The organism is Mycobacterium sp. pUA109 (genome assembly GCF_041287095.1).
Classification (GTDB): Bacteria; Actinomycetota; Actinomycetes; order Mycobacteriales; family Mycobacteriaceae; genus Mycobacterium.
Genome location: NZ_JBGGKS010000057.1, coordinates 1 through 1,165 on the forward strand (window position 1 = coordinate 1; position 1,165 = coordinate 1,165).

The 1,165-nt window shown below is 62.1% G+C and carries 1 protein-coding gene; it reads right to left on the reverse strand.

From position 1 onward, the window contains the following. On the reverse strand, positions 1-554 hold a 554-nt coding region (locus ACAG26_RS27645; RefSeq protein WP_370486267.1), incomplete at its 3' end, for a reverse transcriptase domain-containing protein. Between the last annotated feature and the right edge of the window lie 611 nt (positions 555-1,165).

A 1,165-nucleotide genomic window follows, 5' to 3' on the forward strand; every position in this document is an offset into this window, starting at 1 on the left:
TCGGGCAACTGCACCGGGGCAGCCAGCCACCGGCGCACATACAGCAGTACCCACGGCGAATCGGTGTGGGCCGCCACCGCCTTGAGCAGCAGATCCCAGTCCACGCTGTCGAAAAACTTCTGAATGTCCAAATCGATCACCCAGTCCGTTTTCCAGCACCGCTGCCGGCACACGCCCACCGCATCCTTTGCCGAGCGACCCGGCCGGTACCCATAAGAATCGTCGACAAAGATCGCCTCGACCTTGCCCGCCAACTCCTCGGCCACCACCGTTTGGGCCACCCGATCGGCCACGGTCGGCAACCCCAGCATCCTGGTCCCACCACCATGCGGCTTGGGGATCTCCACCGCACGCACCGGAGGCGGAAAATAACTCCCCGAAGACATCCGATTCCACACCTTGTACAGATTGTTTTCCAGGTTGGCCTCGAACTCCTCGATCGATACCCCGTCTATGCCCGGCGCGCCCTTATTCGCCCTGACCTTCTCGAACGCCTCCGCGACCGCCCACCTCGAAATCTCGAACGGCTTACCCGGCGATTTCAACTCGCCCATTGCGACTCCTCCCGAACCCCAACAGGATTTCGGTTGATCCAACGAACACAGCCACAGATGACCCGGCCCCTTCGCTCCACCCCCATTACAGGAGCTTCACCACTACTACGAGCCAGTCCGCCAACCAGACCCGCGACGGTACTCACACCCACGCGCAAGCGCGGGCTACTCCCTCTCACCCACCAGCAACCACCAGCAGGCAGTATCGGATCCGGCCTTCTCCCGTTTCATGCAAAAGCCGCAGACCGGGCTCGCGTCGCCTCCATGCCGGACACCACCTGGCCAATCAACGGGCACCCGCCAGACTCATCCCGGAATCGTGTCCACACCCCGGTTTCGATGTCACCTACGCGTGTTTCGACACGTCAACAGCGCTTCGCTTACGCTCGCCTTCCCGATCCCCACCTGACACATCCACCCGTGCCTTTTCCACATCGCTCACCACGATCACGTCACCGATCCCGCAGCATGTGGCGGTTTGAAGCCACCCCCCGCAGGGCGACTCCGAAGGGCCAACAATCCTTCATCTCCTGCACAACACCGCATCAGAAAGCTCTACCTACATCGAGCTCCCTTCCACGTTCAGGACGCACGGACACGCACGCTCGCGG